The organism is Herbiconiux liukaitaii (genome assembly GCF_041927495.1).
Lineage (GTDB): Bacteria > Actinomycetota > Actinomycetes > Actinomycetales > Microbacteriaceae > Herbiconiux > Herbiconiux liukaitaii.
The window spans coordinates 450,214-469,419 of the sequence record NZ_JBHFHG010000003.1; the positions used below are offsets into that span (position 1 = coordinate 450,214).

Below are 19,206 nucleotides of genomic sequence, written 5' to 3' on the forward strand. Positions count from 1 at the left end.
GGGGCGGTGCGGGCGGGCCCGCGGGTGGGGTGGCTAGAGGAGGGGGCCCAGGAGGTGGCGATTGAGGGCTGCTGCTACTCGGGCTCCGGCGCCGGCCGCGACGATGAGCTGCTGGGAGCCCGGGGGCGTGATGTCGCCCGCCGCGTAGACGCCGGGGGCCGAGGTGGCGCCGCGGTCGTCGACAAGGATGTGGCCCTCCTCGTCGCGCGCGAGGTCGAGGGAGGCGGCGAAGTCGAGGGGCACCGACCACAGCGGGCGCACGAAGCCGCCCGTGCGCGGCACGACCGTGCCGTCGTGCAGCTGCACTCCTGTGAGGCCCGAGCGGTCGCCCACCACGTCGGCGATCGCGCGCCGCTCCACGGTGATGCCCCGCCCGGCGAGCGCCTCCTCCTCGGCCGGAGTGACCGCCGACGACGCGTTGGTGAAGACGATGAGGTCGTCGGTGAGCTGCGAGATGAGCACGGCCCGCTCGGCGAGGTCGTCGGTGGTGCCGATGAGCGCGAGCGCGCCGTCGATCTTCTCGAAGGCGTCGCACTCGATGCAGCTGTGCAGGCTCGTGCCGTAGTAGGCGCGGATGCTCGGGAGCTCGGGCAGCGTCTCGGCGAGCCCCGAGGTGAGCACGATGGCGGAGGCGGTCACGGCACGGTCGGCCGAGCCGCGCACGCCGCGCGAGGTCACGGCGAAGCCGCTCTCGGTGCGCGTGATCGAACCGACGAGGCCCTGGTGGAACTCGGCGGTCGGGTACGCCGCGAACTCCTCGCGACCGAGCGCGCGGAGCTCGAGCGGCGAGACGCCGTCGCGCGTGATGAAGCCGTGCGAGACGAGGGTGGCCGAGTGCCGCGGCCGGTTGCTGTCGAGGATGAGCACCCGGCGACGCGAGCGCACGAGGTTGAGCCCCGCCGAGAGCCCGGCCGGGCCCCCTCCCACGATCACGACGTCGTAGTGGTCGTCGATGTTCACGCCCTCGGCCGCTCGAGCGGAGCCCAACGCCGACACCCCACCCGCGGTGGCTGACTCGGCGACGCCCGCGGCCGCACCCGCAGCACCAGAGGGCTCGCTCACAGCGACTTCACCAGCGCATCGAGGCGGGCGATGGTCTCCTCCTTGCCGAGGATCTCCATCGACTCGAACAGCGGCGGCGAGATGCGGCGGCCCGAGAGCGCCACCCGCAGCGGCCCGTACGCCACGCGCGGCTTGAGACCGAGCCCGTCGATGAGCGCCGACTGCAGCGCCGCCTGGATGGACGAGGCGTCCCACGACGCCGCCGGCACGAGCTCGAGCCCACCGATGGCGGCCGCGAGCACGACCCCGGCGTTCTCGGGGAGCCCGGCGAGCGCATCCGGAGCATACGACGACGACAGCGCCGACGCCGTGGTGAAGAACGACGCCACGAGGTCGGGCGCCTCGCCGAGCAGCGCCATGCGCGTCTGCACGAGCGGCGCGACGGCGGCGAGGGTGGCCGACTCGGAGGGAGACAGCGGCGTCGTCACCACACCCGCCGCCGCCAGGTACGGCTCGAGCCGCGCGGCGAAGTCGGTGGCCGGGAGCAACCGGATGTGGTCGCCGTTGATCGACTCGGCCTTCTTGAGGTCGAAGCGCGCTGGGTTGGGCAGCACGTCGGTGACGTCGAACGCCGCCACCATCTCGTCGAGCGTGAACACGTCGCGATCGGCCGCGAGCGACCAGCCGAGCAGCGCCAGGTAGTTGACGAGCCCTTCGGGGATGAACCCGCGGTCGCGGTGGTGGAAGAGGTTCGACTCCGGGTCGCGCTTGGAGAGCTTCTTGTTGCCCTCGCCCATGACGTAGGGCAGGTGCCCGAAGCGGGGCACGAACGTGGTGACCCCGATGTCGATGAGCGCGTGGTAGAGCGCGATCTGCCGCGGCGTCGACGACAGCAGGTCTTCGCCGCGCAGCACGTGCGTGATGCCCATGAGCGCGTCGTCGACGGGGTTGACGAGCGTGTAGAGCGGATGCCCGTTGGGGCGCACGATCACGAAGTCGGTGAAGGAGCCCGCCGGGAAGGTGATCTCGCCGCGCACGAGGTCGTCGAACGAGAGGTCGGTGTCGGGCACCCGCAGACGGAGCGCCGGCTCGCGGCCCTCCGCGCGGAACGCCTCCTTCTGTGCATCCGTGAGGGTGCGGTCGTAGTTGTCGTACCCGAGCTGCTTGGCGCGGCCGGCCGCCTCGTTGCGGGCGTCGATCTCCTCCGCGTTGGAGAAGCTCTCGTAGACATGGCCGGACTCCATGAGACGAGCGATGATCTCGCGGTAGATGTCGAAGCGCTCCGACTGCCGGTAGGGGGCGTGGGGCCCGCCCTTGTTGATGCCCTCGTCCCAGTCGAGCCCGAGCCAGGTGAGCGCCTCGATGATGAGCTCGTAGCTCTCCTCGGAGTCGCGCGCCGCATCCGTGTCTTCGATGCGGAACACCATCGACCCGCCCGTGTGCCGCGCATAGGCCCAGTTGAAGAGGGCCGTGCGCATGAGACCCACGTGCGGCGTGCCGGTGGGGCTCGGGCAGAAGCGGACGCGCACGTCGGCCCCCGAAGCGGTGGTGAACGGATGCGGGGCGGGGGGCGAGGAGGGTGCGCTCATGACCCCCTGATTCTACCGGGCGGGGCCGGGAGCGTCAGCCGAAGACCGCGCCCTGTGCAGAGCCGCCGAGCGGGTGTGGCACTGTGGAGGAATGACGTCGACCGCCAAGGGCGCCGTGCGCGAGGCGAGTCGCAACCGCGTCTTCCACACCCTCGCCCGCTCGGGCTTCGCCGTGAACGGCCTGCTGCACATCCTGATCGGCGCGCTCGCGATCGGTGTGGCCGTGCGCGGCGGCCGCGACGCCGCCGGGAGCGCCGCCGCCGTCGACGCCGACCAGACGGGAGCACTCCGCCAGATCGCCGACACCCCCGGCGGGCTCGTGGTGCTCTGGATCGCAGTGGTCTGCCTCGTCGCCCTCGCCCTGTGGCAGACCGCGCAGGTCGTGATCATGAACGACCGCGACCTCCTGAAGCGGTGGGGCAAGCGCATCTCGGAGGGCTTCAAAGGCCTCATCTACTACGTGCTCGGCGCCACCGCACTCGTCTTCGCCCTCGGTGGCACCACCTCGGCGAGCGACAGCGCGCGCTCGATGAGCACCCGGCTGCTCGACACCCCCGGCGGCCTGTTCCTGCTCATCGCGGTGGGGCTCGCCGTGCTCGGCACCGGTGTGGGGTTCGCCTCGATCGGCATCCGCCGCACCTTCCGCAAGGTCGTGCGCGTGCCGGACGGCCCGGCCGGGCCCCCGGTGATGGTGCTCGGCATCGTGGGTTACGTGGCCAAGGGGATCGCCTTCTGCCTGGCCGGCGTGCTCTTCGTGATCGCCGGCCTGCGCTCGGACCCCTCCGACGCCACGGGGCTCGACGGCGCACTGCGGGCCCTCGCCCACGTGCCCTTCGGCATCGTGGCCCTCGTGGCCATCGGCGTGGGCCTCATCGCTCACGGCGTCTTCCTCGTGGCCCGAACCCGCCTCGCCAAGCTCTAGCCCCGCCGCCGCGCGCGTTCCGCCGAGTCACCCCTGAGGCAGCTGCGGAACCCACTGCTGCACGATGCGGATGAAGGCCTCGCGCTTGACGTCGATGTCGGAGAGGTCCGCGAAGGTGGCGATCGCGCGGTCCTTCCCCTGCCAGGCCAGGAGCCCGTGCGGATCGTCGACGACGACATCCGGATGCCCGGGCACCGCTCGAGCGCCCGTGTGCAGCACCACGCGCACCTGCGTGGGCGGGCGCAGGGTGAAGGTGGCGAACCAGTCGGCCACGGCGAAGCTCGGGGCGTTCCACTTGATGCCTTCGCGGATGCGAGGGTCGGCCGCCAGGATGAGCGCGCGCAGCTCCTGGATCTCGGCCTTCTTCGGATGTTCGAGCTCGGCCAGGTAGTCGTCCACTGTCTGCATGCGGCAGACCTACGCGCTCTTGAGCGACCGCAGGCGGGCCAGGAGCTCCGGCCCCCGGCGGTCGAGCTGCGCCGAGCCGATGCGCACGCCCACCCCCAGGAACACCGCCCCGAGCACGACTCCCACGAGAAGGGTGAGCCACCCGAACAGCACGGGGTCGAAGAACAGCCCCAGCACCGCGAGCACCGTGGCGGGCACGCACAGCGCGAGCGCCACACCCCACGCGGCGAAGCCCGACAGCGCCGTGGTGAAGCTCGCACCGGGCGCCGACTTGAACGGGTTGTCGCCCGCCTGCGGCACCGGGATGATGATCATCGACGACGACACGCTCGCCACGCCGAGCCCGCCGAGCAGCGCGGCCGCCGCGAGCCCGAACAGCATGGGCAGACTCCCCCACGAGCCGGTGAGCGCCACGGGGATGATGGTGCCGAGCAGCACGAGCGGCACCGCGATGATCGAGACCGCCGCCACGCGCCCCACCCGATCGTCCCGCCCGCGCACGCCGTCGGCGAGGTGGGTGGCGAAGGCCGTTCCGTCGTAGGAGATGTCGGCGTAGATGGCCACCGAGAGGAAGAACGCGATGAGCGGCCCCGTGAGGTTGAGCAGCACCGGGGAGCCGAAGCTGTTCGCGTAGAACCACAGGAACACGGGCACGAGCGGCACCGTGATGAGCTGCCTCGCGTAGCGCGGATCGCGCCGCCAGTAGGTGAGCGCGCGGGCGGCCACGGCACCGGCAGGTGTGGCGGGGAGCACCCCGAAGAGCCCGGTCTTGCCCTTGGCCACACGCTTCGCCGACGAGGAAGGCGGCGTGACGAGCGCCACCGCGAGGCTCCGCCGCCAGATGAGCACGAGCACAGCGAGGGTGACGAGCGAGATGCCGAGCTTGGCGGCGGCAGGGCCCCAGTCGCCGATCGCGACGTCGCCGGCCACGGCCCACGGCGCACCCAGCGGCGACCAGCTGAGCGCGCGTGCGAGCTGAGGCAGCGTCTCGGCGGAGGAGACGACACCTTGGGTGACCCACCCGAAAATCGGCCCGATCAGGATGAGCGGGATGAGCACGAGGATGCCGCCGAGCTCCCGGAACCGCCTCTTCGATTGCAGGCTCGTGGAGAGCGCCGCCATGGTGCGCGAACCGACCACACAGATGAGCACCCCCACGGCGCCCGCCACCACAGCGGCGACGGCCGCGAGCGGCGAACGGATCCAGGTGGCGAAGCTCGCGAGCACGGCGATCGACGTCACGATCCCGGGCACGCCCAGCACCCCCGTGACGGTGAGCCCCACGAGCAGCTGCCTCATCGTGAGCGGGAACACCACGAGGCGCGCCGGGTCGAGCGTCTGCTCCACACCGAACGCGACGAGCGGCACGACGATCCACCCGACCACGAGCAGCGAGCCGCCGAGAATGAGTGCGGTCGACGCGAACTCCACGGGCGCGAAGCCGAGGGCGACGAGCCCGGCGATCACGAGCCCGAGGATGCCGACGCCGTAGATCGCGCCGATGATCACGGCCACGAGCTGCCAGGTGCTCCGCTTGAGCGAGTTGCGGAGGACGAGGAAGCGCAGCCTCAGGAGCGTCGCAACCATTCCGGCCCCTCTGCGTGGGTGCGGCCGCCGACGAGCTCGACGAAGCGGTCCTCGAGCGTCGATCCGTCGCGCACCTCGTCGGTGGTGCCCTGCACGAGCACCTTGCCGTGCGCCACCACGGCGACGTGGTCGCACATGCGCTGCACGAGGTCCATCACGTGGCTCGAGACGATCACGGTGCCGCCGTCGCGCACGTACCCGGTGAGGATGTCGCGGATGTTGGCCGCCGAGACCGGATCGACCGACTCGAACGGCTCATCGAGCACGAGCAGCCGCGGTGCGTGCACGAGAGCGCACGCGAGTGCGATCTTCTTGGTCATGCCCGCCGAGTAGTCCACCACGAGGGTGCCGGCGGCCGAGTCGAGGTCGAGCAGCCGCAGCAGGTCGCCGACCCGCTCGGCCACCTCGGCGCGATCGAGGCCGAAGAGCAGGCCGTTGTAGGTCACGAGCTGCTCGCCGGTGAGGCGGTCGAAGAGCTTGACGCCATCCGAGAGGTTGCCGATGAGGGCCTTCGCCTTGAGCGGCTCCGCCCACATGTCGATGCCGTGGATGAGGGACTGCCCGGCATCGGGCCGCAGCAGGCCCGTGGCCATGGAGAGGGTGGTGGTCTTTCCGGCGCCGTTCGGGCCGACGAGGCCGTAGAACGATCCGGTGGGCACGGTGAGGCTGAGGTCGTCGACGGCGACCTTCTCGCCGAAGCGCTTGACCAGCCCGGTGAGCTGCATGGCGGGTGAGTCTGTCATGGGGCCCACTCTGTCGGCCCCCGGCCTGATCGACAACCGTCCTCGCCGTGGTCGCGCAAAAGCCCGTGCATCCGGTCGCGAGCCCCCTCACCCGGAACCGGTAGAGTTGATGTCAGAGACGCCCACCGGTTCGCCGGGCGCCGTGACGAAGGAGCAACCGAGATGACGACGGCCACCGACTCGCACACCACCGCGGCAGATCACACCCCCGCGGTGCAGTCGGGCCCCGAGCACACCGGTCGCGAACTGCCCATTAAGCTCGCCGGTGCCGTGTTCGTGCTGTTCTGGCTCGCGGCCATCGTGCTGTGGATCATCGCTCCGAACCTCACCGACCCGCGCTGGGGCGCCTTCGTGATCGACACCGGCCTGCTGCTCGCCTCGGTGGGCTTCGCCGCTCCCTTCATCGGGCGCCTCAAGAGCCTCGGCGTGACCCTCGGATTCGCGGCCCTCGCCTGGGGCCTCTTCGCCCTCGGCGACTTCGGCGAGGTCACCGCCCTCGTCTACTTCCTGCGCATGTTCGTGCCGTTCCTGGCGCTGCTCGCCTTCGTCTACGCCCTCATCGGCAAGCTCAAGGTCTGGTACTGAGCCCAGCACCGGTCACGCCGCACCGGCACCGGGCTCAGACCCGGGTCAGGACAGGTCGGCGATCGCGGCGGTGATGAAGGCCGCCACCTCAGCCGGCTTGGTCTGCATCACGAGGTGGGGAGCATCCAGCTCGATCACCTTGCGGGCACCTGCTCGCTTGTAGCCGAAGCGCTCCACATCCGGGTTGATGGTGTTGTCGGCGCTCGAGACGATGCCCCAGCTGGGCTTCGTCTTCCACGCCGCGACCGGGGCGGTCTCGGAGAACGCGACCGCGGCGAGTGGGCGCTGACCGACCGCGAGCACACGAGCCGTGTCGGCGGGCACACCGGCCGCGAAGACCTCGGCGAACGCCTCGATCTTGACCGAGACGTCGGTGCCGGGCTCGGCTCCGTCGATGGGGTACGGCGAGTACACGAGGTTCGCCGCGAGCAGCGAGTCGGGGAAGCCGCCCTGCAGCTGGCCGAGGCTCTCGCCCTCGTCGAGCGCGTAACCCGAGACGTAGACGAGCCCGACCACGTTCGCCGCCACTCCGGCGACGGTGATGATCGCTCCCCCGTAGGAGTGGCCTGCCAGGATGACCGGGCCGTCGATCTGCTCCACGAACGACCTGATGTAGGCCGAGTCGCCGATGAGGCTGCGGTTGAACACCGGGGGCACGTGCACGGTGTAGCCCTGGTTCAGCAGCTCCAGGGTGACGGGCGCCCAGCTGGCGGCGTCGGCGAAGGCGCCGTGGACGAGCACGATGGTGGGTGTCGTGGACATGATGATCTTCTTTCGGGGAGGGGCACCGCGGTGCCGTGTGGGGGGGGATCGAACAGGTCGGAAGGTTCAGGAGGCGGCGGGGGTGCGCCGCAGCAGGTAGGTGTGCTCCCCGGCGAGCACGATCTCGGACCGCTGGTTGTGCACCGTCGCCGACGCCGTGACGATGCCGTTGTCCCCCTCCGGGGTCAGGGCCGTGATGCGCAGCTCGGAGTACAGGGTGTCTCCGGCGTGCACCTCGCCGAGGAATCGCGCCGACAACCCCGTGAAGGCGATGAACACTTCGCCGATCACGTGCGGGAAGAGGGTGGCCCCCGGGGCGGTGAAGGCGAGCACCTGCAGGCCGTGCACGACGGGCGCGCTGTGACCGTGCGCCCTCGCCCACACGGCGTCGTAGTGCACGGGATGGTTGTCGGCCGAGACGGCTTGGAACGCCGAGGCGTGGGCGTCGGTGAGGGTGCGGCTCGGGGCCCGGAACACCTCGCCCACCTCGAGCTGCTCGAAGGTGCGCGGCGGCACGATCGCGAAGTCGAGGGGGTCGAACGCGGCGGGTGCGGGGATGTCAGCGGTCATGGTGGGGTCCTTTCGTGGGGGTGCGGCGGGGCGGGGTGACGGCGACGAGGTGCTCGACGATCGGCTCCGACTGCGAGAGCCGGCGCGCGGCCTCGACGATCTCGGCGTCGTAGCCTGTGGTGCGGGTGCGGTGCTGGCTGAGGTGCTCGCGCCAGGTGCCCACGTCGAAGACCTCGATGAGGGATCCCGGATGCTCGCGGTCGTCGTAGATGTTCCAGCTGCGGGCGCCGGTGCGCCGTCTGCTCTGCTCGACGGTGCGCATGGCCTCGAGGAAGGCGGCGCGGTCGACGTCGGCGACCTCGTACCGCACGATGACGAGGGTCGAGCCGGCGGGATCGACCTCCTGGAGATCTCCCTCGGGGAGCGGCATCGGGAGAGGGGCCCGGCTCTTGTCGGCGGTGGAGTGCAGCGGCCACAGCAGCAGCAGGGCGGCGCCCAGGACGACGACCCCGCCCGCCCCGGCCATGGTGGGAGCCGTGCCGAACACCCCGCCGAGGGCTCCGATGCCGGCGGCACCGAGAGCGGTGCCGCCGAAGAGCACGAGCTGGTAGACCGACAGCCCCCTGGTGCGCACCCATCCGGGCAGGAACGACTGCACGGTGCTGTTGAGGGTGGCGATGACGCCGATCCACGACAGTCCCACGAGAACGAGCACGGGGAGCGTCAGCCAGAGCCACGGCGAGAACGCCGCGACCGCGATGCCGACGCCGTACGAGACGCTCGTGACGATCACGAGCCTGTTGGTGCCGAGCGCCGCCTTCGCCCGCGGGATGATGAAGGCGCCGCCGATCGACCCGACGCCGAGGGCGGCGAGGAGGATGCCGTAGCCGTTCGAGTCGAGCCCGAGGCGGCCGCTGGCGAGAACGGGCAGGAGCGCCCAGAGGGCGTTCGCCGGCACGATGAACACGAGCAGCTGCACGCAGATGCGCCGCACCACCCCCGCGTGCACGACGTACCGCAGTCCGGCTCGGGTGGCGGCGATGAACCGCTCGTGGTCGGCCGCGGGAGCCGTGTAGCCGCGGTAGAGGATGAGCACGACGAGCAGCCCCGCGAAGCTGGCGGCATTGAGGGCGAAGACGAACGGGATGCCCCACGATGCGATGACGACGCCGGCCACGGCGGGCCCGATGGCGCGGGCGACGTTGACGCCGATCGACGTGAGCGAAGCGGCCGACCCGATCAGCGGTTTCGGCACGACTCCGGGCACGAAGGCCTGATAGGCGGGGAGCTGCACGGCAGACGCCACGCCGAGCGCGAAGGTGAAGGCGAGCAGCAGCGAGGGCGTCATCGAACCGGTCGCCGTCAGCACGGCCAGCACCGCGGCGGTCAGCGCCTGCGCCGACTGCACCCCGATGAGCAGGTGCCGCTTGTTCGCGAACTCCCCCAGCACGCCGGCCGGGATGCCGAAGAGCAGCACCGGGGCCGCCGCGGCCGTCGAGACCAGCGCGATCACCGCGGGAGAGGCGTTCTGCTCCACCAGGAACCACTGGGCGCCGACCGTCTGCATCCAGCCGCCGATGTTGCTCACGACATCCGCGATCCACAGCCAGCGGAAGATCGTGACCCCGAGCGGCGCCAGCGGGCCGGCGGCCGCGGCCACCGCGGAGCGTGTCGCCCTCGTGGAGGGTGTGGTCGTCATGGAGGTCCTCTCGCCTGATGATGTCCGGAGTGGGGTCGGTCGACGGCGACGATCAGTACTGTGCCCCTCCCGCGACGGCTCAGCGCGCGGATTGCGCGTGCGACGGCCAACGATGCGCGAAAAGCCGATTTGTCGACAAAGCGAGGAAGGCGTGCGAGGCGCGGAACGTACCCTGGAGTGGTCGGTCCAGTTGCTGCGGCGAGAGGTCGGAACGTGCTGCTCCCTTCGAATCCCTCCTGCGTGCTCGTGCAGATGTCGGCGAAGACGCTCATGGATGCTCCGGCGTACCGGCGCATGTCCCGCCACGATTTCGGCGGGCTCGCCATGGCGCGCATCGCCTCCGTTCCGCAAGCGGTGACCTCGGTGCTCGACGAGGTGCCCGCCACCGCACCCGAGAGCGCGCAGGTGCAGATCGTGCACGCGGGCCGCCTCATCCTCGACCAGGGCGGGCGGCAGACCTCGATCGGCGCAGGATCGCTCGTGGTCCACGACGTGAGCCGACCGTTCGAGTTCATCTACCCGGACGAGTTCCGAACGACGATCCTGCAGATCCCCCTCGCCTCGATCGGGGCCACCGCCGGTGCGCTGCGGGAGCTCTCGGCCCGGCCGGTGTCTCCGCACTCCGTCTACTCACCGGTGCTGACGGAGATGCTCAGGACGGCGGATGCCCAGCACGACCGCCTCACCCCGCAGAGCCGGCGCGCCGTGTCGCGAGCCATCGTGCAGCTCGTGCGGCTCGTGGCGGCCGAGCATGCCGAGCCGCAGCCCGTGGAGGGCGGAGCGCGGAGAGGACTCGTGCGCGCCGCGGAGTCGATGGTGACCGATCGACTCGCCGATCCCGGCCTGTCTGCCGCACTCGTCGCCGCCGAGCTCCACGTGTCGGTGCGCTCGCTGCACGCGGCCTTCGAAGACCACAGCGAGACCCTCCGGCAGATGATCCGCCGCCTCCGACTGGCGGAGGCGCGCACGCTCCTCACCACCACCGAGCTCCCCGTGAGCGGAGTCGCCGCGACCGTCGGCTACCTCGACCCGACCCACTTCATCCGCTCGTTCAAGGCCGCCGAGGGGGTGACGCCCGCCCAGTGGCGCCGCCACCAGCTCGGGCGGGCCGCATGAGCCGGCAGGCGCTCGCACTCGAGAGCAGCCGGGTGGCACTGCACGACACGGCCGCCCCGCCCGACGAACCGCCCCTCGTCGTCGACGTGCCCGAGCTCGAACTGCTGACCGAGGCCGAGCGCGGAGTGCTGGCCGCGCACGCGATCCCCGCCTCGGTGGGGATCGGAGCAGTCATCGCTCCCCTCGTGCTGCACCTCGCCCGACTCGGCGACGACCCGGGTGCGGCGCCGGAGCGGCACCGCCTGGCCGTGGTGCTGCGGGGACTGCTGTCGGCCGCGGCCGCCGAGCGGGTCGACGACGACTGGGCACCCGTGGCCGCCCACGACCGCGTCACGGTGCGCGCGATGCAGCTCATCCACGCGCGGCTCGGCGAGGCACGCCTGTCGAGCGCGGTGATCGCAGCCGAGCTGGGGGTGCCGCTCCGCACCCTGCAGGCCGCCTTCCACGAGTCGGGCACCTCGGTGCGGCAGACCCTCGCCGCGCTCCGCTCGGAGTGAGGGGCCCGCGGCCGATGCAGCCCGCGGCCGATACAGACTCGTCCCGCGCCCGAAACACGCGCGTTACACGGCCGCGCTACGGTCGAGGCATGACGATGGTGGACGGATCCCAGGGCTTCAGCCCCTGGTTCTGCCTGCGCCGACGGAGCGGCCGCCACAACACCTCCGTGTTCTCCTTCAACTCGTGATCGCGCCCCGCTCCCGGGGTGAAGTGCGCCTTCTGCGCCTTCCCCGGTAGCGGCACCGCACCGCATCCGCACCGGGCACGCAGCCCGCACGAGTCCGCGACCCCACGGGTCGCATCGGAGAACCATGACCACCCTCTGGCAGAACGCCCTCGTCATCGCCCTCGACGACGAGCACGGCTCCACCCCCTTCCGCGCTGACGTGCGGATCGACGACGATCGCATCACCGCCGTCGCTCCGCCGTTCACGGCCGCGGCCACGGCAACGGATGCGACGACCACCGCGATCGACGCCACGCACCTGCTCATCGCCCCCGGCCTGGTGAACGCCCACACCCACTCGTGGGAGATCCTCGTGCGCGGCACGAGCGATCCGCTGCCCCTCGAGATCTGGACGCTGCTGAGCTACCCGCCCGTGGGTGTCGATCCGCTGCCCGAGCGCCTCGTCTACCTGCGCACCATGGTGGCGGCCATCGAGTCGCTGCGCGGCGGCACGACGGCTCTGCTCGACGACGTGGGCGAGCTTCCCGACCAGACGGCGGCCACCATAGCGCAGGTGTTCGCCGCCTACGACGACGCCGGCATCCGAGCCACCTGCACCGGCACGGGCATCGACGTGCCCATGGTCGACCGCCTGCCGTTCGCCGACGAGGTGCTCCCCGCCGAGATCCTGCGGGCCAGCCGCGAGTCGATGCCGCCCTCCGCCGAGGTGCAGGAGGCCTACTTCGCATTCTGCGCCACCGCCCGCGCCCTCGTGGCCGAGCGCCCCCGGCTGCGGTTCGCGGTGGCACCGAGCGCCCCGCAGCGCGTGACCGACGAGCTGCTCGTGCGCGCCGCCGAGGAGGCCCGCACGCACGGCGAGGTGCTGCACCTGCACCTGCTCGAGACCCGGGTGCAGCAGCACCTCGGCCGCACACGCTACGACGGCCGCACCATCGTGCAGCACCTCGACGACCTGGGTGTGCTCGGCCCGAACGTCACGCTCGCGCACGGCATCTGGCTCACCGCCGACGACCTCCAGCTGCTCGCCGCCTCGAGGGCGACCGTGGTGCACAACCCGCTCTCCAACCTCAAGCTCGGCTCGGGTGTGCTGCCCTGGCGCGCCCTGCACGACGCCGGTGTGCGGGTGGCCCTCGGCACCGATGGCGCGTCGAGCAACGACACCATGCGCATGCTCGACGTGGTCAAGACGGCCGCCGGCCTGCACACCCTCACAGATCCGGACTACCTCACGTGGCCCACCGTCGACGAGGTACTGCACGCCGCTACGGTGGCGGGCGCAAGGGCCGCGGGCTGGGGAGACGGCGTGGGCAGGATCGCGCAGGGGCGGAAGGCCGACCTCGTGGTCTACGACCTCACCGCAGGCACGGCGTTCACGCCGCTCAACGATGCCGCCAGGCAGCTCGTGTTCGCCGAGAACGGCTCCTCCATCCACCAGGTGTGGGTCGACGGTCGGCTCGTGGTCGAGCACGGCCGGTGCACTCGGATCGACGAGGAGGCGCTGCTCGCCGAGTTCCGCACGGCGGCCGAGGCCTACCTCGCCGAGGCCCTGCCGCGGTGGCGGGCGTTCCAGACCGAGATGGAGCCGTTCGTGCGCGAGGCGTACCTGCGGGCCACCGCGCCCGCTCACGAGAGGAGGAGCCGATGAGACTCGACGACATCTGCCTCGTCAACACCGACGTCACCGCGAGCGACGACTTCTACCGCGAGGGCGTCGGCCTCGAACGGCGCATGCGCAACGTGCGCTTCGCCGACTTCCTCATCGGCGACGGCCCGCGGCTGGCGATGTGGATGCGCCCGAGCATCGCCGAGACCGTGGGGGCGGCGTTCCCCGAGGCGCCCGGCCTGCCGTTCCGCGTCACCCTCGAGCTGCCGAGCAGCGAAGCGCTCGAGCGGGCCGCGACCCTGCCGAGCGCGGTGCGCCTCTCCCCCGGTCCCGAGCATCCGGTGCGCTGGGTGGTCAGCGACCCAGACGGCTTCGCCACCGTGCTCACCACCTCGGCCACGGGCAGACCCCGGATTGCCGAGATCGAGCTCACGGTGAGCGACACGGCCCGCAGCTTCGACTTCCTCGAGCGGCTCGGCTTCGTGCCGCGGCCGCACGACGGGCGCATGCACTTCGACGGCGGCAACGTGACCCTCACCCTGATCGATGCGGCCGAGACGAGCGCGAGCCCCGCCGAGCACGCCTCGTTCACCCGCAACGGAGGGCACCTCATGCTCGCCATCGAGCTCGCCACGGGTGAGGAGGTCGATGCGCTGCACGCCGATCTCACCGCGAGGGGCCTCGTGGCCTCGGGCCCGCCCGCCGTGTTCGAGTGGGGCGCCCGATCCACCTACTTCATCGACCCCGACGGCTACATCTGGGAGATCTACGCCTGGGTGGACGACCCGACATGACACTTCACCGACGCACCACCAGCACCGCCCGTTCCACTCGCACCATCCCATCCCTGCACCACCACACAGAACAAGGAGCACCGATGTCCCGACCCCTTCCCCGCACCCTCCCCGCGCGACTGACCGCCACGGGCGCCCTCGCCTTCGCCGCCGCCCTCGTGTTCACGGGCTGCGCGAGCGCCCCGAGCGACGCCCCCTCGAGCGGATCCTCCGACGCCGCCGCGAGCGACGTGCTGCCCTGCATCGTCTCCGACGAGGGCGGCTTCGACGACCAGTCGTTCAACCAGCTCGGCCTCGAGGGCACCACGATGGCCGCCGACGCGCTCGGCTCCGAGTACATCGAGGTGCAGTCGCAGTCCGAGAGCGACTACGCGCCCAACATCGCGAGCCTCGTCGACCAGGGCTGCACCACGATCGTGACGATGGGCTACCTGCTCGCCGCCGCCACCGAGGAGGCGGCCTCCGCCAACCCCGACGTGCACTTCATCATGATCGACGACAACACCATCGAGGCCGAGAACGTGAAGGGCGTGGTGTGGGACACCTCGCAGTCCGGCTTCCTCGTGGGCTACGCCTCGGCCAGCTACTCCAAGACCGGCAAGGTCGGCACCTACGGCGGAGCCCAGATCCCGCCCGTGACGCTCTACATGGACGGCTTCGCGCGCGGCGTGGAGTACTACAACGAGCAGAAGGGCACCGACGTGCAGGTGATCGGTTGGGACGCGGATGCGCAGACCGGCCAGTTCACCGGCAACTTCAGCGACATCAACGCCGCGAAGGTGCTCTCGCAGGGCATTCTCGAGCAGGGCGTCGACGTGATCGTGCCGGTCGGCGGCCCGATCTACCAGGGCGCTGCGCAGGCCATCCGCGAGTCGGCGAACCCCGTGGCCCTCGTGGGCGTCGACACCGACATGTACGAGAGCGACCCCGAGTACGCCGACATCTGGTTCACCTCGATCGCCCGCAACATGCCGAAGTCGATCTCGGAGGTCATCCAGGCCTCGGCCACCGGTGACTTCTCGAACGAGTCCTACGTGGGCACGCTCGAGAACGGCGGCGTGCTCATGAGCCCGTTCCACGACTTCGAGTCGCTCGTCGACCCCACGCTGCAGGGTGAGCTCGACGAGATCGAGGCCGCCATCATCGACGGTTCGATCACGATCGAGACCCCCTCGGCTCCGTAGTCGACACCACGAACGAGGGGCCCGAGTCGCGTGTGCGGCTCGGGCCCCTCGTCTCGTGGACGGCCTAGACGGCGGCGATCGCGTCGATCTCGATGGTTGCGCCGTTGTAGAGCGAGTGCACGCCGATGACGGTGCTGGCCGAGGGCTCGGGCACCTTCACGAGGGCGTTGCGGGTCTCGCGCCAGACCTTCAGCTTCTCCTGGTCGAGCTCGGTGATGTACACGTTCACGCGCACCACGTCCTCCCAGGTCGCGCCGGCCGCGGTGAGGGCGCGCTCGACCTCGGCGTAGGTGAGCTCGATCGCGCGGGCGAAGTCGGTGGGCACCGATCCATCCGCCTCGAAGCCGACCTGGCCCGAGATGAAGACGAGGTCGCCCGCGGTCACGCGCGTGCTGTCGGAGATGCCGGGAACCACGGGGGCGGGGATCCGGCTGATGCGGTCGTTGGTCACAGTGCTCTCATTTCGTTCTCGTTCGATGGTGGGTGCTCTAGACGATCGGGAGCACGAAGCGTGCGTCGTCCTCGCGGCCGAAGAGTACCTTGCCGTAGGCCTCGTAGCCGCTGGCCGAGAGCGTGTGGCCGTGGCGGGCGGCGGTGGCCTGGTCGCGCCAGATGCGCTGCAGCACCGAGGACTCGGCGAACCCGGCCGATCCGTGGGCGGTGATGAGCTCGTTGATGAGCGAGGTGATCGTCTCGACCACCCAGCCCGCCTTCGCCCGCATCTCGATGCGCTCCGCGTAGGGCGCGTAGTAGCCGACCTCGGTGGCGGAGTAGATCTGGTCCGCCACCTGCTGCGCCACGGCCTCCGCCGCGTTCAGCTGCACGGCCGCCTTGGCGACGGCGGACTGGAAGATCGCCGAGTCGGCCTGCTTCTCGTAGCCCGTGTAGGCGATGGCCTTCGACTCGGCCTTGGCTATGACGAAGTCGAGCGCCGCCCGGCCCATGCCGAGGTGCGGGCCCACGAGCTTCATGAACAGCGACGGCACGAAGATGGTGCCGTACGACGCCTCGGTGTTCTCGCCGAGGTAGGTGCCCTCGACGGCCGCGGTGAGCGGGAACACGCGGTGCGCGGGCACGAACACGTCTTCGGCGATCTGCATCACGCTCGCCGTGGACTTCATGCCGGCCACGAACCAGTTGTCGTCGTAGGTCAGATCCGCGGTGGGGATGAGGGCCAGTCCGGCGTCAACGACCTCGCCCTGGTCGTTCTTCAGGGGGATGCCGAGCAGCGACCAGGTGGCCTGCAGGCTGCCGGTGCCGTAGCCCCACTTGCCCGTCACGCGGTAACCGCCCTCCACGGGGGTCGCGTCCGAGGTGGTGGCCAGCACGATCGAGATGAGCGAGTCCAGCCCGCCGTCGGCGCCCCACACGTCCTCCTGGGCGCGCTCGTCCATGAGGCTCAGCACCCAGGCGCCGGAATCGAGGATGCCGTCGACCCACGCCAGGCTGCCGTCTCCCCGGCCGATCGCCCGCGCGACCGCGTGCGCCTCACGGGTGTTCGCGGCCAGGCCGCCGAACTTGGTGGGTGCCGAGATGCTGAACGCCCCGGTCGCGGCCACGGCGTCGAAGACCTCGGAGGGGATGCGGCGGTTCTGGTCGCCCTCGCGACCGCCCGCGATGAGCTGGGGTCGCAGGGCGTCGATCTTCTCGACGATCGCCTCGATCTCGGGGCGGATGACGGCCACTGGCATGGGGACTCCTCGTGTTCTGGACGTAAAGGATCTGGTGCCACCAGACGATTCCAATTCGACGCAGGTTTGTCAAGGCTCACTGAACATGCACTGCAGGATCTCAGGCACTGCGAGCCCAGTGTTTACAAGCCAGAAACAAGATCGCCTGTTCACCCATGCTAATTTTCCCCACAACCAAAGTAATTGCCACTTAACCGGTTCCGTCGAAGGAGACCCCGTGCCCACTGACTACTCGATCTGGTCGCTGGAGTTCTGCCACGCCGACATGCCCCACGACTTCTTCGGCGGATCGGGCATCTTCAGCAACGCGGGCATCATCCGCATCCCCATGCTCTACACGCTCGTGGTGGGCGGCGAGGTCGGCGGCAAGCAGCACGTGGCGCTCGTGGACTGCGGATTCCGCAACGACTACTGGCTCGACAGGTACGCGTTCTCCAACTGGCAGAACCCGCGAGACGTTCTGGCCTCGGTGGGGTACACGCCGGATGACGTCGACGTCATCCTGGTGAGCCACATGCACTTCGACCACATGGGCAACTTCGAGGCGTTCCCGAACGCCAAGCTCTTCGTGCAGCTCGACGAGTTCACCGGCTGGTCGGAGGCCGTGGCCTCCACGCTGCAGGAGCCGGAGGCCGAGCAGGCCTGGGTGTTCTCGTCGTTCGACCCCACCGACCTGGCCCGCGCCGCCCAGGGCATCGTCGACGGGCGGGTGGTCTTCGTGAAGGGCGACGAGGAGCTGCTGCCCGGCATCACCGCCCGCCTCGCGAAGGACTCGCACACCTTCGGCTCGCAGTGGTTCTCGATCGAGACGGGCAACGGGCCCTACGTGGCCGCGGGCGACACCGTCTACTGGTACTCGAACGTCGAGAAGATGTGGGCTCCGGGCTATGGTCAGGGCAACTCGTTCAACCTGATCGAGGTGTACCGCACCCTGCAGAAGGAGCTCAAGCGCGAGACCTCCCGCATCATCCCCGGGCACGACCCCGAGATCGCCGCACGTCACACCTCGTGGCTCTCCGAAACGGGCAACTCCGTGACCGAGGTCAACCTCCGCGCCGACGACCACTCCCGCAAGCCCCACTCCGCCCCCCAGCTGTTCCGCTAGCCCCGAGGAGCTCCATGGCCACCGCCCACACCCTCTCCCCCGAGATCACCGACCTCGTCGCCCGCATCTCCGAGACCGTGCCCGTGCTGCTCGCGAACGGCGCGGAGGGAGAGCTGAGCCGCCGAATCCCCGAGGCCTCCCTCGAGGCCCTCGTCGGCACGGGCGCGTTCCGCCTCTCGGTGCCGACCCGCTTCGGCGGCTACGCCGGCACCTCGCGCGCCGCCACGGCGGTGGCCCGCGAGATCGGCCGCGGAGACGGCGGAGCGGCCTGGGTGTTCGGCATCTACGACTCCGGCACCTGGGTGACGGCGATGCTGCCGCTCCGGGCCCAGGAGGAGGTCTGGGGCGAGACCCCCGACGTGCTCATCTCGATCGTGCTCGCCACCACCTCGAAGGCCGTCAAGGTCGAGGGCGGCTACCGCGTGACCGGCAAGTGGAACTACGGCACGGGATCGAACCACTCCACCTGGTCGCTGCTCGGCGTGCCGCTCGAGGACGAGCAGGGCAACGTGATCGACGGCGGCCTCGCCCTCATCCCCGCCTCCGACCTCTCGAGCGAGCAGACCTGGTTCGTGGCCGGCATGAAGTCGACGGGCAGCAACACGCAGGTGGCCGAGGACGTGTTCGTGCCCGACTACCGCATCCTGCCGCTCACCCCCGCCCTCGAGGGCGAGTACCCGGGCAAGGAGGTCAACCCCGAGATCTCGTACAAGACACCGTTCGTGCCCTCGCTCGTGCTCAAGCTCGTGGGCCCGCACCTCGGCATGGGCCGCACGGTGCTCGACATGGTGATCGCGAAGGCCTCGAAGAAGGGCATCGCCTACACGAGCTACGACCGCCAGGCCGACTCCGTCACGTTCCAGCTCGCCGTGGCACGCGCCGCCCTGCTGCTCGAGACCGCCGAGCTCTTCCTCGGCAACCTCGCCGACGAGATGTACGAGGAGGCCGAGAACGGCGTCTACCGCCCCTACGCCGAGCGCATCCACGTGCGCGCCGGTGTGGGCTGGGCCGTGGAGGCCGTGACCCAGGCCATCGACACCCTGCTGAGCGCGCACGGATCCGGTGCCTTCGCCGACGTCAACGCCATCCAGCGGTTCTGGCGCGATCAGGCCACAGCCGCCCGCCACGCCCACTCGCTGCCCTCCATGGGCTACGAGGTCTACGGCAAGGTGCTGCTCGGGCTGGTCGATGAGGCGCGAGCGGTGCTTCCGGCAGTATGAG

Annotated in this window: 19 protein-coding genes; 9 read left to right on the plus strand and 10 right to left on the minus strand. The window is 70.5% G+C overall.

Features of this window, described 5'->3' with window-relative positions:
* Positions 1–33: 33 nt before the first annotated feature.
* Together ACEXQC_RS06620 and gltX are read right to left on the minus strand one after the other, a co-directional pair.
* Positions 34–1,062: an NAD(P)/FAD-dependent oxidoreductase gene (locus ACEXQC_RS06620; protein WP_374819711.1), complete on the minus strand. Its 1,029-nt coding sequence runs from the start codon at positions 1,060–1,062 to the stop codon at positions 34–36.
* Positions 1,059–2,591, minus strand: coding sequence for a glutamate--tRNA ligase (gltX, locus tag ACEXQC_RS06625; RefSeq protein ID WP_374819713.1), 1,533 nt, complete (start codon positions 2,589–2,591; stop codon positions 1,059–1,061). The genes ACEXQC_RS06620 and gltX overlap by 4 nt, the downstream gene beginning before the upstream one ends.
* Positions 2,592–2,682: 91 nt before the next feature.
* On the opposite strand from gltX, the gene ACEXQC_RS06630 reads away from it, so the two are divergent.
* Positions 2,683–3,513 carry a DUF1206 domain-containing protein gene (locus ACEXQC_RS06630; protein WP_374819715.1) on the plus strand — a complete coding sequence of 277 codons (831 nt, stop codon included), beginning with the start codon at positions 2,683–2,685 and terminating at the stop codon, positions 3,511–3,513.
* Between the two features lie 27 nt (positions 3,514–3,540).
* Here the strand turns inward: ACEXQC_RS06630 and ACEXQC_RS06635 are convergent, their stop codons facing one another.
* The 3 genes from ACEXQC_RS06635 to ACEXQC_RS06645 are packed head-to-tail and all read right to left on the minus strand — an operon-like array spanning position 3,541 to position 6,251.
* The gene (locus tag ACEXQC_RS06635; protein ID WP_374819717.1) at positions 3,541–3,921 is read right to left on the minus strand and encodes a DUF1801 domain-containing protein; all 381 of its coding nucleotides are present in this window, start codon (positions 3,919–3,921) and stop codon (positions 3,541–3,543) included.
* A gap of 9 nt (positions 3,922–3,930) precedes the next feature.
* On the minus strand, positions 3,931–5,508 hold the full coding sequence (locus ACEXQC_RS06640; protein ID WP_374819719.1) for a transporter: 1,578 nt from the start codon (positions 5,506–5,508) through the stop codon (positions 3,931–3,933).
* Positions 5,490–6,251, minus strand: coding sequence for an ABC transporter ATP-binding protein (locus ACEXQC_RS06645; protein ID WP_374819721.1), 762 nt, complete (start codon positions 6,249–6,251; stop codon positions 5,490–5,492). The genes ACEXQC_RS06640 and ACEXQC_RS06645 overlap by 19 nt, the downstream gene beginning before the upstream one ends.
* A gap of 162 nt (positions 6,252–6,413) precedes the next feature.
* Here ACEXQC_RS06645 and ACEXQC_RS06650 point away from each other — a divergent pair, with 162 nt between their 5' ends.
* On the plus strand, positions 6,414–6,836 hold the full coding sequence (locus ACEXQC_RS06650) for a hypothetical protein (protein WP_374819723.1): 423 nt from the start codon (positions 6,414–6,416) through the stop codon (positions 6,834–6,836).
* A gap of 45 nt (positions 6,837–6,881) precedes the next feature.
* Here the strand turns inward: ACEXQC_RS06650 and ACEXQC_RS06655 are convergent, their stop codons facing one another.
* From ACEXQC_RS06655 to ACEXQC_RS06665, 3 genes are all read right to left on the minus strand, one after another.
* Positions 6,882–7,598 (minus strand): alpha/beta fold hydrolase, encoded by a 717-nt coding sequence (locus ACEXQC_RS06655; protein WP_374819725.1) that lies wholly within the window; start codon positions 7,596–7,598, stop codon positions 6,882–6,884.
* A gap of 66 nt (positions 7,599–7,664) precedes the next feature.
* The gene (locus tag ACEXQC_RS06660) at positions 7,665–8,168 is read right to left on the minus strand and encodes a MaoC family dehydratase (protein ID WP_374819727.1); all 504 of its coding nucleotides are present in this window, start codon (positions 8,166–8,168) and stop codon (positions 7,665–7,667) included.
* Positions 8,158–9,807 carry an MFS transporter gene (locus ACEXQC_RS06665; RefSeq protein ID WP_374819729.1) on the minus strand — a complete coding sequence of 550 codons (1,650 nt, stop codon included), beginning with the start codon at positions 9,805–9,807 and terminating at the stop codon, positions 8,158–8,160. The genes ACEXQC_RS06660 and ACEXQC_RS06665 overlap by 11 nt, the downstream gene beginning before the upstream one ends.
* Positions 9,808–10,020: 213 nt before the next feature.
* Here ACEXQC_RS06665 and ACEXQC_RS06670 point away from each other — a divergent pair, with 213 nt between their 5' ends.
* From ACEXQC_RS06670 to ACEXQC_RS06690, 5 genes are all read left to right on the plus strand, one after another.
* The gene (locus ACEXQC_RS06670) at positions 10,021–10,923 is read left to right on the plus strand and encodes a helix-turn-helix transcriptional regulator (RefSeq protein ID WP_374819731.1); all 903 of its coding nucleotides are present in this window, start codon (positions 10,021–10,023) and stop codon (positions 10,921–10,923) included.
* Entirely contained in the window at positions 10,920–11,420 is a 501-nt protein-coding gene (locus ACEXQC_RS06675) for a helix-turn-helix domain-containing protein (RefSeq protein ID WP_374819733.1), read from the plus strand. The genes ACEXQC_RS06670 and ACEXQC_RS06675 overlap by 4 nt, the downstream gene beginning before the upstream one ends.
* 312 nt (positions 11,421–11,732) lie before the next feature.
* On the plus strand, positions 11,733–13,253 hold the full coding sequence (locus tag ACEXQC_RS06680; protein WP_374819735.1) for an amidohydrolase family protein: 1,521 nt from the start codon (positions 11,733–11,735) through the stop codon (positions 13,251–13,253).
* Positions 13,250–14,005: a VOC family protein gene (locus tag ACEXQC_RS06685; RefSeq protein ID WP_374819737.1), complete on the plus strand. Its 756-nt coding sequence runs from the start codon at positions 13,250–13,252 to the stop codon at positions 14,003–14,005. The genes ACEXQC_RS06680 and ACEXQC_RS06685 overlap by 4 nt, the downstream gene beginning before the upstream one ends.
* Before the next feature lie 83 nt (positions 14,006–14,088).
* Positions 14,089–15,189, plus strand: a complete 1,101-nt coding sequence (locus tag ACEXQC_RS06690; RefSeq protein WP_374819739.1) for a BMP family lipoprotein — start codon at positions 14,089–14,091, stop codon at positions 15,187–15,189.
* A 64-nt stretch (positions 15,190–15,253) separates the two neighbouring features.
* On the opposite strand, the gene ACEXQC_RS06695 is transcribed toward ACEXQC_RS06690, so the two are convergent.
* Both ACEXQC_RS06695 and ACEXQC_RS06700 read right to left on the minus strand, forming a co-directional pair.
* Entirely contained in the window at positions 15,254–15,640 is a 387-nt protein-coding gene (locus tag ACEXQC_RS06695) for a RidA family protein (protein WP_374819741.1), read from the minus strand.
* 37 nt (positions 15,641–15,677) lie between these two features.
* A complete protein-coding gene (locus ACEXQC_RS06700) occupies positions 15,678–16,880 on the minus strand; it encodes an acyl-CoA dehydrogenase family protein (protein ID WP_374819743.1) in 1,203 nt (400 codons plus the stop codon).
* A gap of 217 nt (positions 16,881–17,097) precedes the next feature.
* Here ACEXQC_RS06700 and ACEXQC_RS06705 point away from each other — a divergent pair, with 217 nt between their 5' ends.
* The gene (locus ACEXQC_RS06705; RefSeq protein WP_374819745.1) at positions 17,098–17,985 is read left to right on the plus strand and encodes an N-acyl homoserine lactonase family protein; all 888 of its coding nucleotides are present in this window, start codon (positions 17,098–17,100) and stop codon (positions 17,983–17,985) included.
* Positions 17,986–17,999: 14 nt separating this feature from the next.
* Positions 18,000–19,205: an acyl-CoA dehydrogenase family protein gene (locus ACEXQC_RS06710; RefSeq protein ID WP_374819747.1), complete on the plus strand. Its 1,206-nt coding sequence runs from the start codon at positions 18,000–18,002 to the stop codon at positions 19,203–19,205.
* The last annotated feature ends 1 nt before the right edge of the window (position 19,206 follow it).

Excerpts from the sequence above, each read along its gene's own strand:
- ACEXQC_RS06710 (WP_374819747.1), top strand. The coding sequence starts at position 18,000 with ATGGCCACCGCCCACACCCTCTCCCCCGAGATCACCGACCTCGTCGCC.
- ACEXQC_RS06660 (WP_374819727.1), bottom strand. The coding sequence starts at position 8,168 with ATGACCGCTGACATCCCCGCACCCGCCGCGTTCGACCCCCTCGACTTC.
- ACEXQC_RS06655 (WP_374819725.1), bottom strand. The coding sequence starts at position 7,598 with ATGTCCACGACACCCACCATCGTGCTCGTCCACGGCGCCTTCGCCGAC.
- ACEXQC_RS06630 (WP_374819715.1), top strand. The coding sequence starts at position 2,683 with ATGACGTCGACCGCCAAGGGCGCCGTGCGCGAGGCGAGTCGCAACCGC.
- ACEXQC_RS06700 (WP_374819743.1), bottom strand. The coding sequence starts at position 16,880 with ATGCCAGTGGCCGTCATCCGCCCCGAGATCGAGGCGATCGTCGAGAAG.
- ACEXQC_RS06635 (WP_374819717.1), bottom strand. The coding sequence starts at position 3,921 with ATGCAGACAGTGGACGACTACCTGGCCGAGCTCGAACATCCGAAGAAG.
- ACEXQC_RS06645 (WP_374819721.1), bottom strand. The coding sequence starts at position 6,251 with ATGACAGACTCACCCGCCATGCAGCTCACCGGGCTGGTCAAGCGCTTC.
- ACEXQC_RS06665 (WP_374819729.1), bottom strand. The coding sequence starts at position 9,807 with ATGACGACCACACCCTCCACGAGGGCGACACGCTCCGCGGTGGCCGCG.
- gltX (WP_374819713.1), bottom strand. The coding sequence starts at position 2,591 with ATGAGCGCACCCTCCTCGCCCCCCGCCCCGCATCCGTTCACCACCGCT.
- ACEXQC_RS06680 (WP_374819735.1), top strand. The coding sequence starts at position 11,733 with ATGACCACCCTCTGGCAGAACGCCCTCGTCATCGCCCTCGACGACGAG.
- ACEXQC_RS06650 (WP_374819723.1), top strand. The coding sequence starts at position 6,414 with ATGACGACGGCCACCGACTCGCACACCACCGCGGCAGATCACACCCCC.
- ACEXQC_RS06675 (WP_374819733.1), top strand. The coding sequence starts at position 10,920 with ATGAGCCGGCAGGCGCTCGCACTCGAGAGCAGCCGGGTGGCACTGCAC.
- ACEXQC_RS06640 (WP_374819719.1), bottom strand. The coding sequence starts at position 5,508 with ATGGTTGCGACGCTCCTGAGGCTGCGCTTCCTCGTCCTCCGCAACTCG.
- ACEXQC_RS06690 (WP_374819739.1), top strand. The coding sequence starts at position 14,089 with ATGTCCCGACCCCTTCCCCGCACCCTCCCCGCGCGACTGACCGCCACG.
- ACEXQC_RS06685 (WP_374819737.1), top strand. The coding sequence starts at position 13,250 with ATGAGACTCGACGACATCTGCCTCGTCAACACCGACGTCACCGCGAGC.